Source organism: Saccharopolyspora montiporae, assembly GCF_015209505.1.
Taxonomy (GTDB): domain Bacteria; phylum Actinomycetota; class Actinomycetes; order Mycobacteriales; family Pseudonocardiaceae; genus Saccharopolyspora; species Saccharopolyspora montiporae.
In genome coordinates this window covers 57,863-72,763 of record NZ_JADEYC010000027.1, presented here as the reverse complement: position 1 = coordinate 72,763, position 14,901 = coordinate 57,863, and the positions used below count along the sequence as shown (strand labels likewise).

12 protein-coding genes are annotated in these 14,901 nt (G+C 71.1%); 9 read left to right on the top strand and 3 right to left on the bottom strand.

The annotated features are described in order from the left end of the window. Positions 1 to 39: 39 nt before the first annotated feature. Both IQ251_RS15775 and IQ251_RS15770 read left to right on the top strand, forming a co-directional pair. The gene (locus IQ251_RS15775) at positions 40 to 1,230 is read left to right on the top strand and encodes a CaiB/BaiF CoA transferase family protein (RefSeq protein WP_193929352.1); all 1,191 of its coding nucleotides are present in this window, start codon (positions 40 to 42) and stop codon (positions 1,228 to 1,230) included. 11 nt (positions 1,231 to 1,241) lie between these two features. Beyond that, on the top strand, positions 1,242 to 2,408 hold the full coding sequence (locus IQ251_RS15770; protein ID WP_193929351.1) for an acyl-CoA dehydrogenase family protein: 1,167 nt from the start codon (positions 1,242 to 1,244) through the stop codon (positions 2,406 to 2,408). Positions 2,409 to 2,445: 37 nt separating this feature from the next. Here IQ251_RS15770 and IQ251_RS15765 read toward each other — a convergent pair whose 3' ends face one another. After that, positions 2,446 to 3,129 (bottom strand): TetR/AcrR family transcriptional regulator, encoded by a 684-nt coding sequence (locus IQ251_RS15765; RefSeq protein WP_193929350.1) that lies wholly within the window; start codon positions 3,127 to 3,129, stop codon positions 2,446 to 2,448. A gap of 108 nt (positions 3,130 to 3,237) precedes the next feature. Between IQ251_RS15765 and IQ251_RS15760 the strand changes: the two genes are divergently transcribed. From IQ251_RS15760 to IQ251_RS15740, 5 genes are read left to right on the top strand one after another with little or no spacing between them, the layout of a single operon-like run. After that, on the top strand, positions 3,238 to 4,443 hold the full coding sequence (locus IQ251_RS15760; protein WP_370591430.1) for a lipid-transfer protein: 1,206 nt from the start codon (positions 3,238 to 3,240) through the stop codon (positions 4,441 to 4,443). Between the two features lie 32 nt (positions 4,444 to 4,475). Next, positions 4,476 to 4,907 carry a type II toxin-antitoxin system Rv0910 family toxin gene (locus IQ251_RS15755; protein WP_193929349.1) on the top strand — a complete coding sequence of 144 codons (432 nt, stop codon included), beginning with the start codon at positions 4,476 to 4,478 and terminating at the stop codon, positions 4,905 to 4,907. A gap of 4 nt (positions 4,908 to 4,911) precedes the next feature. Then, complete coding sequence (locus IQ251_RS15750) at positions 4,912 to 5,799, top strand: MaoC/PaaZ C-terminal domain-containing protein (protein WP_193929348.1); 888 nt, start codon at positions 4,912 to 4,914, stop codon at positions 5,797 to 5,799. An 11-nt stretch (positions 5,800 to 5,810) separates the two neighbouring features. Next, positions 5,811 to 6,689 carry an SDR family oxidoreductase gene (locus IQ251_RS15745; RefSeq protein ID WP_193929347.1) on the top strand — a complete coding sequence of 293 codons (879 nt, stop codon included), beginning with the start codon at positions 5,811 to 5,813 and terminating at the stop codon, positions 6,687 to 6,689. Between the two features lie 30 nt (positions 6,690 to 6,719). Further along, a complete protein-coding gene (locus IQ251_RS15740; protein WP_193929346.1) occupies positions 6,720 to 8,924 on the top strand; it encodes an acyl-CoA dehydrogenase family protein in 2,205 nt (734 codons plus the stop codon). Between the two features lie 5 nt (positions 8,925 to 8,929). On the opposite strand, the gene IQ251_RS15735 is transcribed toward IQ251_RS15740, so the two are convergent. Together IQ251_RS15735 and IQ251_RS15730 are read right to left on the bottom strand one after the other, a co-directional pair. Beyond that, positions 8,930 to 9,679 carry an IclR family transcriptional regulator gene (locus IQ251_RS15735; RefSeq protein WP_193929345.1) on the bottom strand — a complete coding sequence of 250 codons (750 nt, stop codon included), beginning with the start codon at positions 9,677 to 9,679 and terminating at the stop codon, positions 8,930 to 8,932. A gap of 71 nt (positions 9,680 to 9,750) precedes the next feature. Further along, positions 9,751 to 11,055 carry a NupC/NupG family nucleoside CNT transporter gene (locus tag IQ251_RS15730; protein ID WP_370591429.1) on the bottom strand — a complete coding sequence of 435 codons (1,305 nt, stop codon included), beginning with the start codon at positions 11,053 to 11,055 and terminating at the stop codon, positions 9,751 to 9,753. A 622-nt stretch (positions 11,056 to 11,677) separates the two neighbouring features. On the opposite strand from IQ251_RS15730, the gene IQ251_RS15725 reads away from it, so the two are divergent. After that, complete coding sequence (locus tag IQ251_RS15725) at positions 11,678 to 12,088, top strand: hypothetical protein (protein WP_228047114.1); 411 nt, start codon at positions 11,678 to 11,680, stop codon at positions 12,086 to 12,088. Continuing rightward, positions 12,088 to 14,898: a M48 family metalloprotease gene (locus IQ251_RS15720; protein WP_193929343.1), complete on the top strand. Its 2,811-nt coding sequence runs from the start codon at positions 12,088 to 12,090 to the stop codon at positions 14,896 to 14,898. Before IQ251_RS15725 ends, IQ251_RS15720 begins: the two co-directional genes overlap by 1 nt. The last annotated feature ends 3 nt before the right edge of the window (positions 14,899 to 14,901 follow it).

Here is a 14,901-nt window from a genome sequence, read left to right as displayed (position 1 = left end):
ATCCTTAGGTTCGCAAATAAGAACGTGTACGGAGGCGTGATGACGAAACCCCTCGACGGCATCCGGGTGCTGGACCTCTCGCGCATCCTCGCCGGCCCCTACTGCACCCAGTTCCTCGGCGAGATGGGCGCCGACGTCATCAAGGTCGAACCGCCCGGGCACGGCGACGACACCCGCACCTGGGGGCCACCGTTCCTGGACGGTGGTGAAGCGGCCTACTTCCTGGCGGCCAACCGGAACAAGCGCGGCATCGCGGTGGACCTCAAGACCGAGCGCGGGCGGGAGATCGTGCGCGCGCTGGCTGCCGAGGCCGACGTCGTCGTGGAGAACTTCCGGCCCGGGACGCTGGAGAAATGGGGACTGGGCCACGACACGCTCAGCGAGCTCAACCCGCGGCTGATCCACCTGTCCATCACCGGTTTCGGGCAGACCGGCCGCTACCGCGACCGGCCCGGCTACGACCTCATCGCCCAGGGCATGGGCGGCATCATGAACCTCACCGGTGAACCGGACGGCGCACCGATGAAGGTCGGGCTCCCGGTCGCCGACCTCAACGGCGGCACCTGGGGCATCATCGCCGTGCTCATGGCGCTGCAGGCACGGCACAGCACCGGACGCGGCCAGTACCTGGACGTCTCGCTGCTGGAAGCCCAGATGGCCTGGCACACCTACGCGGCGGGCAGCTACCTGCAGACCGGGGACGAACCGGAGCGCAGCGGTGCCGCGCACCCGATGATCGCGCCCTACCAGGCGTACCGGGCCGCGGACGGCTGGATGAACATCACGGTCGGCAGCCAAAAGCTGTGGGGGCTGTTCTGCGCGGCGCTCGGGCTCGACATCGCCGACGATCCGCGCTTCTGCGACAACGCCCAGCGCGTGACGCACCGCGACGAGCTCAACGCGCTCGTCGAGCCGGTGCTGCGCGAACGGCCGGTGCAGCACTGGATCGACGAGCTCGGCCGCGCCGGGATTCCGGCCGGACCGATCAACGGCATGGCCGAGCTCTACGCCGACCCGTGGGTGCACGAACGCGAGCAGGTCGTCGAACTCGCCCACCCCACAGCGGGCACCTACCGCGGGACCGGGTTCCCGGTGAAGGCGTCGCAGACCCCCGCGGAACCGGCGCTGGCGCCGCCGACCCTGGGTCAGCACACCGACGAGGTGCTCGGCGAGCTCGGTTACGGCGCGGACCAGGTGGTCGGCCTCCGCAACGACGGCATCGTCAACTGAGAGGGACAGCAATGGATTTCGAGCTCACCGAGGACCAGCGGGCCATCCGCTCCGCGGTCCGCGAGCTGGCGGGCCGGTTCGGCGACGACTACTGGGCGCAGCAGGACGAGCAGCACCGGTTCCCGTGGGAGTTCTACAACGCCTTCGCCGAATCGGGCTGGCTGGGCATCGCGATCCCGGAGGAGTACGGCGGCGGCGGGCTGGGCATCCAGGAAGCCGCGATCCTGCTGGAGGAGGTCGCCGCCTCCGGTGCCGCGATGAACGGGTGCAGCACCATGCACCTCACCATCTTCGGGATCAACGTGCTGGTCAAGCACGGCAGTCGGCAGCTGCGCGAGGAGGTGCTGCCCGGCGTCGTGGACGGCAGCCTGCACGTGTGCTTCGCGGTCACCGAACCGGATGCCGGCACCGACACCACGCGGGTGTCCACCTTCGCCCGGCGCGACGGGGATTCCTACGTCATCAACGGGCGCAAGGTGTGGATCACCAAGGCGGGCGACTCGCAGAAGATGGTGCTCATCGCGCGCACCACGCCGCGGGACCAGGTGGCCAAGCCCACCGACGGGATCAGCCTGTTCGTCGCCGACCTGGATCCGGACGCGGTGCAGATCAACCCGATCGCCAAGATGGGCCGCAACGCGGTGGCCTCCAACGAACTGTCCATCCAGGACCTGCGGGTTCCGGTGTCGGCGCGGATCGGTGAGGAGGGCAAGGGTTTCCGCTACCTGCTCGACGGGCTCAACCCGGAGCGGATCCTGCTCGCGCACGAAGCGCTCGGCATCGGGCGCGCCGCCATCGAGCACGCCACCCGCTACGCCAACCAGCGCGAAGTCTTCGGCAGGCCGATCGGGCAGAACCAGGGGCTGGCGTTCCCGCTGGCCGAGGCGCTCACTCGGCTGGACGCCGCGCGGCTGATGGCGCGCAACGCGGCGTGGCGCTACGACTCCGGGCTGGAGTGCGGGCGCGAGGCGAACATGGCGAAATTCCTGTGCGCCGACGCGGGTTTCCAGGCCGCCGACGCCGCGGTGCAGACGCACGGCGGCATGGGCTACGCCCGCGAGTACCACGTCGAGCGCTACTTCCGGGAAGCGCGGCTGATGCGGTTGGCACCGATCAGCCAGGAGATGGTGCTGAACTACGTGTCGCAGCACGTGCTCGGCCTGCCGCGCTCCTACTGAAGCTTCCGGGGCCTGCCTCGCCGGCATCGCCCAAGTTCTACCCTTCGAGCAGGTCGCCGACCGGGGTGCGCGGATCCAGTTCGACGCCCAGGGCTCGAAGGTTGCCGTCCAGGACCAGCCACGCGGAGCGGGTGAGGTAGTCGGCGAGCTCGCCCGCGGAAAGCCCGCCCTCCCGGTCGCCCAGCCACCGGTTGACCGAGGCGTCCACCAATCCGACCAGCCCGGACGCCAGCGGACCGGCGAGCAGCGTATCGGCACCGGAGGCCCGCACGAGCCGGGTAAACAGGTCGGCCACTGTCGCGGCGATCACGGATTTGGTCCCGGACACGGCCCGCGAGGAGTCCGGCCCGGGTCGGCCGGATCCGGCGCCGAGGAAGGCGTGCAGCCGCGGGTGCCGCTCGATCCAACCGAGGTAGGCGTCCACGGCCCGTCGGATGGCCTCTTCGGGAGTGCCGTCCGGTCGCAGCGTCGGTGCCAGCTCGGTCATCAGCGCGTCCACGACCCGTTGCCGGACCCGTTCGTCCAGGTCGGCGCGGTCGGCGAAGTGCCGGTACACCACCGAACGCGGCAGGCCCGCCTCCTCGGCGATCCGGCGCACGCCCACGCCCGGCCCGTCCTGCTCGATGGCGGCCACCGCGGCATCGAGCACGTCCTCCCGGCGCTGCGCCTTGTGCGCGTCCCAGCGCGTCGTCCGGCCGTCGCCGCTCGTGGTCTCCAGCATCGCTGGAAGCTTACTAGCGCCATTTTCCTGTGACACCTTGTCTCAGAAACATATCTGCGACAGCCTGTCGCACACAGGTTGGTGCAGCCGGTGCGCGAGGAGGCGGACGTGGGCAGCGGAACGAGCGGCGGTGCGGCGTACGTGATCGGGGTCGGGATGACCCCGTTCGTCAAGCCCGGCAGCCGGGACGGGGACTACCCCGACATGGCCCGCGAGGCCGGCAGCGCCGCGTTGGCCGATGCCGGGATCGACTACGCCCAGGTGCAACAGGGCTACGTCGGCTACGTCTACGGCGAGTCGACCTCCGGGCAGCGCGCGATCTACGAGCTGGGCCTCACCGGTATCCCGGTGGTCAACGTGAACAACAACTGCTCGACCGGAGCCACCGCGCTGTTCCTGGCCACCCAGGCGGTGCGCAGCGGTGCCGCCGACTGCGCGCTCGCGCTGGGCTTCGAGAAGATGCAGGCCGGTTCGCTCGGTGCGACCTACGACGACCGCGAGCAGCCCATGATGCGGCACCTGCTCGCGCTGGCCGAGCTGCACGAGTTCGCGATGCCGCCCGCCCCGTACATGTTCGGCGCGGCCGGGCGCGAGCACATGCGCCGCTACGGCACCACCGAGCAGCAGTTCGCCAGGATCGGCGAGAAGAACCACCGCCACTCGGCGGACAACCCGTACGCGCAGTTCCAGGACGTCTACACCCTCGACGAGATCCGCTCCTCGGCCGCGGTGTACGAACCGCTGACGAAACTGCAGTGCTCGCCGACCTCGGACGGATCGGCGGCGGTGGTCGTGGCCTCCGAGTCGTTCGTGGAGCGGCACGGTCTGGCCGGCCAGGCGGTGGAGATCGCCGGGCAGGCGATGGTCACCGACCTGCCCAGCACCTTCGACGACGAGAGCGCGATCAGCCTCGTCGGCGCCGAGATGACCCGGACCGCGGCGCGGCAGGTCTACGAGCAGGCGGGAGTCGATCCGTCCGATGTGGACGTCATCGAGCTGCACGACTGCTTCTCCACCAACGAACTCATCACCTACGAAGCGCTGGGCCTGTGCGCCGCGGGGGAGGGCGGTCGGCTCGTCGACGCCGCCGAGACCACCTACGGCGGCCGATGGGTGGTCAACCCCTCGGGCGGCCTGATCTCCAAGGGGCATCCGCTGGGCGCCACCGGGCTGGCCCAGTGCACCGAACTGACCTGGCAGCTGCGCGGCCGGGCCGAGCGGCGCCAGGTCGAGGGCGCCAACATCGCGCTGCAACACAACATCGGGCTCGGCGGTGCCGCCGTGGTCTCCGCCTACCGGCCCGCGAACCGCTGAACGATCCGCAACCGAGCGAAGGAGACGATCCCATGGTCGCCGTGCACGTTCCCGCCGAACTCCCCTGCTCCCCGGAGAAGGCGTGGTCGACCGTCTCGGACCTGGCCCGGTTCGAGGAGTGGCTGACGATCCACCAGGACTGGAAGAGCGAGATCCCGGACGAGATCGGCGTCGGCAGCCGGATCACCGAGGTCGTGTCCGTGATGGGCATGGCCAACAAGATCGAGTGGACCGTCGAGGAGTACGACGCGCCCCGCTCGCTGCGGATCAGCGGCACCGGCATGGCCGGGGTGCAGGTCTCGTTCACGCTCACCGTCGAACCCGTGGGCGAGGGCTCCACCGCGACCATCGACGCCGAGTTCACCGGCCAGATGATCGTCGGCCCCATCGGCACGGCCCTGGGCAAGAACACCAAGGGCGAGCTGGAGAAGTCGGTGTCCGCGTTGGCCGGACTGGTCTCCTGATCCGATGACCGGCCTCGCTTCCGATACCGACGGCCCCGCTTTCGACACCGACGGCCTCGGGCGCTGGACCGAGGAGGACGCCTTCGACGTCACGCGCGAGCGCATCGCGCAGTACGCGGCGGCGACCAACGATCCGATCCCGGCGCACCGGGCGGGCGAGATCGCGCCCCCGGTGTTCGGCATCGTCCCGGTGTTCCCGTCGCTGATCCCGGCGGCCCTGTCCGTCGCACCGCCCGAGCTGCTGGGCAAGCTGGTGCACGGCGAGCAGGACTTCGTCTTCCACCGCCCGATCCGGCCCGGTGAGCGGCTGGTGTCGCGGGCGCGGCCGGTCGGTGTCGACGGCAAACCCGCGGGCACGGCCGTTCTCGTGCGCACCGAGACCCGCGACGTCGCCGGTGAGCTCGTCAACGAGCAGTGGATGACCGCGTTCTTCCGCAAGGTCGACGCGGGCTCCCGCACGGGCGAGTCGGCGCCCGCGCACGGGTTCGACGAGGCACTGCGCGATGTGGCACCGGCGGCCGAGGTCACCGGGCACGTCGACGACGACCAGACCTTCCGCTACGCGGAGGCCGCGGGCGATCCGATGCCGATCCACCTCGACGAGGAGATGGCCCGCGCCTCCGGGCTGCCGGGCATCATCGCGCACGGCCTGTGCACGATGGCGTTCACCTCCTGGGCCGTGCTCACCGAACTCGCCCGCTCGGACACCGCGCGGCTGCGCAGGCTCGCCGTGCGGTTCGCCAAACCGGTCCTGCCCGGGCAGGACCTCAACACCCGGATCTGGCGCAGCGGCACCGAACCCGGCGCCACGACCTACGCCTACGAGACCGGCGCGGCCGGGCGGACCGTCATCGCCGACGGCCTCGCGGTCCTCGCCGACCGGACGGAATGAGGGTGCACACCATGGGATCGTTGCGAGGACGCGTCGCGATCATCACCGGCGCGGGACGCGGCATCGGACGCGAGCACGCCCTGCTGTTCGCCGGGGAGGGTGCTTCGGTCGTGGTCAACGACGTCGGCGGCGGCAACGACGGCACCGGATCCGACAGCGGCCCGGCGCAGGACGTGGCCGACGAGATCACCGCGGCAGGCGGCACCGCGGTCGCCGACGGCAGCGATGTCGCCGACTGGCGCGGTGCCGGCGCGCTCGTGGACCGCGCGGTCGCCGAGTTCGGGCGGCTCGACGTGCTGGTCAACAACGCGGGCATCCTGCGCGACGCGTTCATCGCCGGGATGGACGAGGAGCAGTGGGATTCGGTGCTCGGCGTGCACCTCAAGGGGCACTTCGCGATGCTGCGGCACGCCGCCGGGCACTGGAAGCAGCGCAGCAAGCAGGGCGAGGACGTGCGGGCGGCGGTCATCAACACCGCATCCGCGTCCGGCACGTTCCTGCCCAACCCCGGTCAGGCCAACTACGGTGCGGCCAAAGCGGGGATCGCGGCGCTGACCCAGGTCGCGGCCGCGGAGCTGGATCGCTACGGAGTGCGGGTCAACGCGATCGCACCGATCGCCCGCACCCGGCTGACCCTGGCCACGCCCGGGATGGGTGCGCTGTTCGACGAGGAGCCCGACGAAGGGGAGTTCGACGCGTTCAGCCCGGCCAACATCGCCCCGCTGGTCGCCCATCTGGCGGCCGAGGACTGCCCGTTCACCGGGCGGGTCTTCTCCGTGCAGGGCGGGGCGATCGCCGAGCTCGCCGGCTGGCACGACGTGCGCACGGCGCAGGTGGACGGTCCGTGGACGGTGCGCGACGTCGAGCGCGAACTCGCCGCGTGGGCGTGAAAACCGGTGCTGAGGAAGGAGAACGTGTTCATGACCGCAGGTGGGCTCGGCATCGGTCTGGGTGCCGATCACGAGGAGCTGGCCGAATCGGTGCGCCGGTTCGCGCGGCGGCACGTCACCGCGCAGGTGCTGCGCGATGCCGTGGACGCGCGGGCGGAGACCGCGGCGCCGTTCTGGCCGGAGCTGGGCGAGCAAGGCCTGCTGGGCTTGCACCTGCCCGAGGAGCACGGCGGCCAGGGCGGCGGGCTGCTGGAACTGGCCGTAGCGCTGGAGGCGCTCGGACATGCTGCCGCACCAGGGGTGTTCACCCCGTCGGTGCTGTCCTCGGCGGTATTGGCCGCCGCCGGTGGTGAGCTGCCCGCCAAGCTGCTGCCCGGCCTGGCCGACGGCTCGCGCACCGCCGCCACCGCGCTGGGCACCCCGCTGCCGGGGGTTCGCGACGGGTCCGGGCTGACCGTGTCCGGCACCACGGTGGGCGTGCTCGGCGGATCCCTCGCCGACGTGCTGCTGCTACCGGTGCGCGAGGCGGAGCGGACCCGCTGGGCCGTGTTGGACAGCTCGGACGTGCGGGTGGTCGAACAGGACAGCCTCGACGTCAGCCGGGCCGCGGCGCGGGTGGACGTGGCCGAGGTGCACGTGCCGGACGAGCGGGTGCTCGGGCTCGGTGAAGGTCAGGTCCGCGCGATCGCGGCCGTGGTGCTCGGTGCCGAAGCGGTCGGCATCGCGTCCTGGAGCGTGTCCACCGCGGCCGAGTACGCCCGCACCCGGGTCCAGTTCGGCAAACCGATCGGGCAGTTCCAGGGCGTCAAGCACAAGTGCGCGCACACCGGCATCGCGCTGGAAGGTGCCCGCGCGGTGGTGTGGGATGCGGCCCGTGCGGTGGATTCCGGGGACGACGCGGCGGGTTTCGCCTCGGCGATCGCGGCGGTGGTCGCCCCGGACGCCGCGGTGCAGTGCGCGGCGGACTGCATCCAGGTGCTGGGCGGGATCGGGTTCACCTGGGAGCACGACGCGCACCTGTACTACCGCCGCGCGCTGACGGTGCGCGGGCTGCTGGGCCGTTCCGGGGACTTGGCCACCGAGGTCGCCGACCAGGCGCTGTCCGGCGCGGCCCGCCCCGTCGAGATCGACCTGCCCGAGGGCAGCGAGTCGGTGCGCGAGGCGGTGCGCGCGGAACTGGCCGGACTGGCCGACCTCGGCGAAGGTGACCGGCTGGTGCGGCTCGGCGACGGCGGATGGGTGCAACCGCACCTGCCGCGCCCCTACGGTCGCGACGCCGGTCCGCTGGAGCAGATCGTCATCGACGAGGAGCTCCGCCGTGCCGGGATCAGCCGGCCCGAGCTGCTGATGGGCGGTTGGGCGGTGCCCGCGGTCGTGGCCTACGGCACCGAGGAGCAGAAGCAGCGGCTCGTCGTGCCCACGCTGCGCGGGGAAGTCGTGTGGTGCCAGCTGTTCAGCGAACCGGGCGCCGGATCCGATCTCGCCTCGCTGACCACGAAGGCCGAGCGCGTCGAGGGCGGCTGGAAGGTCAACGGGCAGAAGATCTGGACCACCGTCGCGCAGTTCTCCGACTGGGCCATGCTCATCGCCCGCACCGATCCGCAGGCGGCCAAGCACGCCGGGATCACCTACTTCGTGCTGGACATGTCCACGCCCGGTGTCATGGTGCGTCCGATGCGCGAGGCCACCGGCAAGGAGCTGTTCAACGAGGTCTTCCTGGACGACGTGTTCATCCCGGACGACTGCGTGGTCGGCGACGTGGGTGACGGGTGGAGCGTGGCGCGGGCGACGTTGTCCAGCGAGCGGGTGGCGCTGGGGCGCGGCAACGCCTCGTACCCGACGTTGGCCGATCTGCTGCGGTTCGCCGGGGACCGCGAGCCCGGCGGCAGCGCCCGCGAGCGGATCGGGCGGTTCGTCTGCGACAACCAGATCATCGACCTGCTCGGGGCGCGGTCGGTGCTGCAGCAGCTCTCCGGCGGCGACAGCAGCACGACCTCCAGCGTCGGCAAGTTCCTGAACATGCGCTTCGGTCAGCAGGTCGCCGAGTTCTGCCTGGCCGAGCTCGGGACCGCCGGGGTGGTGTCGGTGTCCGGCGAGCCCAGTGACACGTGGATGGAGCAGGTGGTCAGCTGCCGGGCGATGACGATCTACGGCGGCACCACCGAGGTTCAGCTCAACGTCATCGGCGAGCGGATGCTCGGGCTGCCGCGCGACGACGCACCGGCGCCGCGCTGACCGGGTCAGGAACCCAAGTCGCGGGCGATCCGGGCGCAGGTCTCGCGGACCTCGCCGGCCATCGCGTCCAGGTGGGCGCTGACCCGTTCGGTGGGGCCGGCGATCGCCACCGACGCGGTGGCCCGGCGGGCGAGCACGATCCCGGCCATCGCGGTGACGTCCGGGACCGTCTCGCCGCGGTTGCGCGACACGCCTTCGGCCGCGATCTCGTCGAGTTCGCGGCGCACCCGCTCGCGGTCGGCCGGGTCCACGTGCTCGTCCAGGTAGGCGTCGCGGCGCGCGGTGGGCTGGTGGGCGAGCAGGCACTTGCCGGTGCTGGTCGGGTAGACGGGCCGGCGGGTGCGCAGCGGTGCCGAGTACCGGATCAGCTGCCCGGATTCGAGGCTGTCCAGGTACACCACGGAATCGCCGACCAGCACCGCCAGCATCACGGTCTCGTCGAAGCGGTCGCGCAGCCGCTGCATCTGCGGGTGTGCTGCGGCGGCCAGCTGCGCGTCCGGGGAGGACAGCAGGGCGCCGACCGCGGGTCCGAGCAGGTAGCAGCCCTGCTGCTCGCGGAGGTATCCGGTCGCGACGAGCCCTTTGACCAGCCCGTGCACGGAGGTCTTCGGGGCGTCGAGCACCTCGGCCAGCGCGCTGAGCCGCACGCCCCGCGGGTCGGCGGCCACGGTTTCCAGGATCGTCGTCACCCGGCTGACGGTGCGGTGCTGCTTGGCGTGACCGGTCTCCCGGGCGCGCTCGCCTCGTGCGGCCACGCCCACTCCTCTCGGATCGGTTCCCGCGCCGAGGATAGTCCGGCCGGTCCTCGGCGCGGGGCACCGGCGGGTCAGATGAGCACGCCCGCGATGGTGGCCGAGAGCAGGTTGGCCAAGGTGCCGGCCAGCAGCGCGCGCACGCCGTCCCGGGCGATCCAGCTGCGCTTGCTGGGCACCAGCCCGCCCAGTCCGCCCAGCAGGATGCCGAGCGAGCCGATGTTGGCGAACCCGGTCAGCGCGAAAGTGACGATGGTGGTGGTCTTCTCGCTGAACTCGCCGATCCGCGGGCCGAATTCGGAGAAGGCCAGGAACTCGTTGATGACCAGCTTCTGGCCCACGAAGCTGCCCGCCTGCACCGCCTCGTCCCACGGCACGCCGATCACGAACATCAGCGGGGAGAACAGGTAGCCCAGCATCTCCTGCAAGGTGAGCTCCGGGACGCCGAACAGGCCGCCCGCCGCGCCGATGATGAGGTTGATCAGGGCGACCAGCGACACGAACGCGAACAGCATGGCGCCGACGTTGAGCGCCAGGCGCAGCCCGTCCGAGGCGCCGGAAGCCGCGGCATCGATGACGTTGGTCGGCTTGCCGGTGTCGTCCTCGTCCGCGGAGTCCTCCGGCTCGGAGCTCGTGCCGTCGTCGTCGGTATCACTGCCTCCGGTGTCTGCGGTGGTGCTGTCCGCGGTGCGGGCGTCCGGGCCGGTTTGGGCGGCCTCGTCGGTGCTGCGCGGTTCGGGCATGATGATCTTGGCCATGAGCAGGCCGGCCGGGGCGGCCATGAAGCTCGCCGCGATGAGGTTCTCCAGGCTCGCGCCCATCAGCGCGTAACCGACCATGACGCTGCCGGCCACCGTCGACAGCCCGCCGACCATGACGGCGAAGAACTCCGAGCGGGTCATCCGCGCCAGGTACGGGCGGATCACCAGTGGGGCCTCGGTCTGGCCGAGGAAGATGTTGGCGGTCGCGTTCAGCGACTCCGGCCGGGTGGTGCCCAGGACCTTGCGCAGGCCGCCGCCGATGATGCGCACCACCCACTGCAGCACGTTGAGGTAGTACAGCACCGCGGTCAGCGAGGACACGAACACGATCACCGGGAGCACCTGGAAGGCCACCACCGTGCCCTCGGAGGGCAGGATCGGGCCGACCATGAACTCGATGCCCTCCTCGGAGGAATCGATCACGTCCTGCACGGCACCGGCCACGGCACCGAGCACCTGACCGCCCGGTCCGGTGGCCAGCACCAGGACCGCGAACACGATCTGGATCGCCAGCGCGCCCAGCACGGTGCGCGGGCGGATCGAGCGCCGATCGGTGGACAACGCGAACGCGAGCAGCAGCACCACCAGCATGCCGCCCGCTCCCCACAAGTACTGCACGTGCGCCCCGCCTTCCCCGGCCGCGGCCGGTCCCCGGAAAACCGCTGATGGGCGGGAATGCTCGCACTCGACGGGCCCGCGATGTGGCACCCGGCCATATCGATGCGGTCAACGGGCGTTGCGCGGCGGTGAACCGGACCCGCCCGGGTGCGAAACCCCAGGTAGCAGCGACTCCGGTCGACCGCCTGCCGCGCTGGCGACTTCCGGAAGCCCGGTCGGGGCGGGAGCGGCGTGACCGCGCGCGGCGCCGGACGGAGAGCCGATTTCCCTCCGGACCGGTCCACTCCATCCGCACCGCACCAGGAACGGAACCGCTTCGCCGAAGGGCTTTTCGAGATCGCCCTCGACGACCTGGTACGGCCCTCGATGGCCCCTTCGCAGGTGAGCGTGAACGACCCGACCTCGCTGGAGTGATCGCCCGTGCTCGCGACGATGCACGCCTCAGCGTTCGCGGCCACGGAGAACCGCGTTCCCGATAGCCTGAACAACGGTGTGCCGCGGTTGAGCGCGACCGATCGGAGGGGTGGATATGGGGACCGAAGCAGCGAGTTCCGGGACGCACCGGGTGCGCGACGTGGTCCGCGACGTCGTAGCTGTGGCGGCTCCCGAGGAACTACCCCTGGTGGACGGGTTCGTCCGGCTCGACGATGCCTCGGTCGTGCGGCGCTTGCGGCGTTCCGGGCGACGGCGCGAGCCCTTGGGCTTCGGCTGGGGTGAAGTGGTGGCCTTAGCGACCCCGGTCGTGTGGCTGGTGCTCGACGAGGCCGCCAAGGCGGCAGCCGGTGCGGTGGTGGACGGCGCGGCCAACGGCCTGAAAGGTCTGTGGCGCAGGGTCGTCCGGAAGAAGAGTTCGGACGTGATCGTGCCGCCGTTGACCGTTGAGCAGCTCGATCACCTGCGGCAGCAGCTCGTGGAAGCGGCCACGCAGCAAGGGTGGGAACGCGAGGCTGCGCAGGGTATCGCTGACCAGGTGGTGGATCGGCTGCAACGGCGAACGCGCGACGACAGCGACGGCACGTCGACCACGGCGTGATGCCTACCGACCCCGCGCCGCGGCGGGTCGACGAGCGGGTCCTGGGCGCGGGAACGACGGTGCGTTTCGCACTGCTCGCGGTCCTGCTCATCGTGGCCAGCGGGGCGATGATGCAGGACGTCCTGGGCGGCGTCTCCGGGTCGAGCAACGTCGGTTGCGCGCTGGCCGGAGGGGCCGACCCCGACGACGACGTCCTGCAGACCAAGCTCGCGCTCATGCCGCAGTACGAGGCATACGAGGAATGCCGGGCCCGGTTCGAGCCGCCCCCGCCGTGGTGGATCATCCTGGGCTGGCCGGTCCTGGTGGTCGCCGGAACGGCGCTGTTGTTCCGGGCGATCCCGGTGTGGAAGGTCCGGCGGCACGGGCTCGTCGCGCTGCAGCAGACGAGCGCGCTCCGGCAGGTGCGGGACGCGGCGCAGACCGCGGGATTGGTTCGGATGCCGCGGATCGTGGTCGATCCGGCAGCGGCCTCGACGGACGCGGTCGTGTTCGGGAGCAACCGCAGGCCCACCGTGTGCCTGCACGGTGGGCTGGTCGCTCGTGCCGGCGATGACCCCGAGCGCTTCCGGGCGGTGGTGCTGCACGAGCTCGCCCACATTCGGCACGGTGACGTCACGCTCACCTATACGACCGTTGCGATGTGGCGGGTGTTCCTCGGAGCGGTGCTGCTGCCGTACGCGGTGTGGGCGCTCACGGCGTTGACCGGTGGGTTCTGGGCGAGTGACCGGCCGATCGGGGCGCGAGCCGTGCTGTTGATCGGTGTGCTGGTGGTGCTCGTCTACCTCGCGCGGTCGGATGTGCTGCGCAGCCGGGAGCTCTACGCCGACCTGGCGGCGCTGCGGTGGGGTGCGCACCGGTCCACGTGGCGATCTGCGCCGGCACCGGGCCGGACCTCGTTCCTGGACGTGTGGCGTGTGCACCCGCGGCGGGATCTCCGCAGCGATGCTGTGCAAGATCCGGCAGTGCTGTTCGCGGTTCGGGCGTTGCCGATGTTCTTGACCGGTGTGGCCGCCACGTTGATCAGCGCCCAACTCCGTTCGCACGTGTCCTACGTGGATCCCGATAGTCCCCTCATCGGCTGGATCCACGAGGGGTTGACCCTGGTTGTAGCGGGTCTCGTCATGGCTGTGGCCGGGATGACCCTGTGGCGCGGCGTGGTGCACGCCGTGCTTACCACGCGTCGCGTCCCGTCCGGAGCGCGAGCCGGGCTGTGGCTGGGGGCGGGGATGGTCGTCGGTGAGCTGATGCTGAACCGCGTCGCGGTCACCGAATGGTTGCCGCCCCGTCCCGAGTTCCTCCTGCTCGTCGTACTGGCAGGCGCGGGTATCGGCTGGTGGGTCGAACAGTGCGCCCGGTTGTCGGCCACCACGTGGCCGTCGCACCGGGTTGCCCGGTCGGCGATGGTGGCCGGGCTCGCCGCCGCAGGTCTGGCCCTGTCGTCGTGGTTCGTGTGGTGGCAGGGAACGGGTACCGGGCTCACCAGCGGGTCGCCGTTCGGGACGGAGCAGATCGGCGCAGTGCTCGCTCGCGGTCTTGGTGGAGGAGCCACCGAGCACGCGGGCACGCTGCACCTGGTCGCCGCGGTGCTGCCCTTGCTGGACAGCGTGTCCGCGCCGGCGTTCGTCCTCACCGCGGTCGGCGCGCTGTGGATCGTGCCGTTGTTGGCGTGGGCGGTCGACGACGGTACTCCGCGCTGGTTGCGATCACCCCTCGCATCCACGGCGGACCGTCCCGCCTCGGAGACGGCGTTGCCGCGGTTGCGCCGGGTTCTGCTGCCCGGAGTGCTCGCCGGGGTCCTGGGCTGGGTGGGCGTGCTGGGCGTGCAGGCGTACCTGCACACCTGGCAGCCGTTACCGCAGGGAGCGGGTGCGATCTACTCCTTGGGGTATTTCGCGTGGCTGCTGGCCGTCCTGGTCGCGGCGACCGCGGTGGCAGCCGTCGCCGCCGCAGTGCCGGCCGGCCCCTATCGGCTGCTCAGTACGCTCATCGCCGCGGAAACCGCCGCGGTGGTGGGTTTTTCGGGGATGTATGCGTTGACGGCGATCGACGGCTGCATCGAACCGCTGAGCACGCTGCAGTCCTCCTGCAGGTGGCATCCCATCCCGGCCGGGATGGTGTTCGGGGTCATGCTCACCCCGGTGTTAGTCGCCGGTGCGATCGCGGCCGGCGTGGCTGCGGCCGCCGGAGCGGTGGTCCGTCCGAGCACGGGACGATCACCGCAGCCGTACTCCGGTTCACTGCCCGCCCGCCGCCGGGTGGTCGGGCTGCTGATCATCGCAGCGGTGGGGACCGCGGCGGTCGGGATCGCGACACGGACGCAGAACCACCCGGATGCCGATGAGTCCAGCGTCGCACAGCTCGTCGCGCCGACCGAGGATCGACCGGTCCCGGTTCTGACCAGGAAAGCGCAGGTGAACGCGTGGTACGAACACGGGGGAGAGGAGCTGGCGCTGCGCCTGCACGAGGTGGAGTCCCGATTCTCCACCGCGTTGAGCGGGGCGGCGGAAGCGCCGACCGGGCGGGCCGATGTTTCATCCTTCCTCCCGGTCTGCGTCGATTTCGGTCGGATCGCCCGGGACGCGCAGCAGTACTTCCGCATTCCCGATCCGCGTGCCGACGCGCAGTGGGTGCGGTTCAGCACGCTCGCGGGACGGGGGAGCGAGAACTGCGCGACGGCCCTCGACCGGCACCAGGAGAGCATGGATCCGCAGACCAACGAGCTCTTCCGGAGATCGCTCGACGAACTGCTGCGAGCCGAGGCCGCCGCCAACGCGACTCTCGACCGACTGATCACCGTGCTGCGCGGCTGATGG

What these genes read in the sequence shown, in the direction of transcription:
- IQ251_RS15720 (WP_193929343.1), top strand. Translation starts at nt 12,088, where the DNA reads ATGCCTACCGACCCCGCGCCGCGGCGGGTCGACGAGCGGGTCCTGGGC.
- IQ251_RS15755 (WP_193929349.1), top strand. Translation starts at nt 4,476, where the DNA reads ATGGTCGCCGTGCACGTTCCCGCCGAACTCCCCTGCTCCCCGGAGAAG.
- IQ251_RS15740 (WP_193929346.1), top strand. Translation starts at nt 6,720, where the DNA reads ATGACCGCAGGTGGGCTCGGCATCGGTCTGGGTGCCGATCACGAGGAG.
- IQ251_RS15765 (WP_193929350.1), bottom strand. Translation starts at nt 3,129, where the DNA reads ATGCTGGAGACCACGAGCGGCGACGGCCGGACGACGCGCTGGGACGCG.
- IQ251_RS15745 (WP_193929347.1), top strand. Translation starts at nt 5,811, where the DNA reads ATGGGATCGTTGCGAGGACGCGTCGCGATCATCACCGGCGCGGGACGC.
- IQ251_RS15750 (WP_193929348.1), top strand. Translation starts at nt 4,912, where the DNA reads ATGACCGGCCTCGCTTCCGATACCGACGGCCCCGCTTTCGACACCGAC.
- IQ251_RS15775 (WP_193929352.1), top strand. Translation starts at nt 40, where the DNA reads ATGACGAAACCCCTCGACGGCATCCGGGTGCTGGACCTCTCGCGCATC.
- IQ251_RS15770 (WP_193929351.1), top strand. Translation starts at nt 1,242, where the DNA reads ATGGATTTCGAGCTCACCGAGGACCAGCGGGCCATCCGCTCCGCGGTC.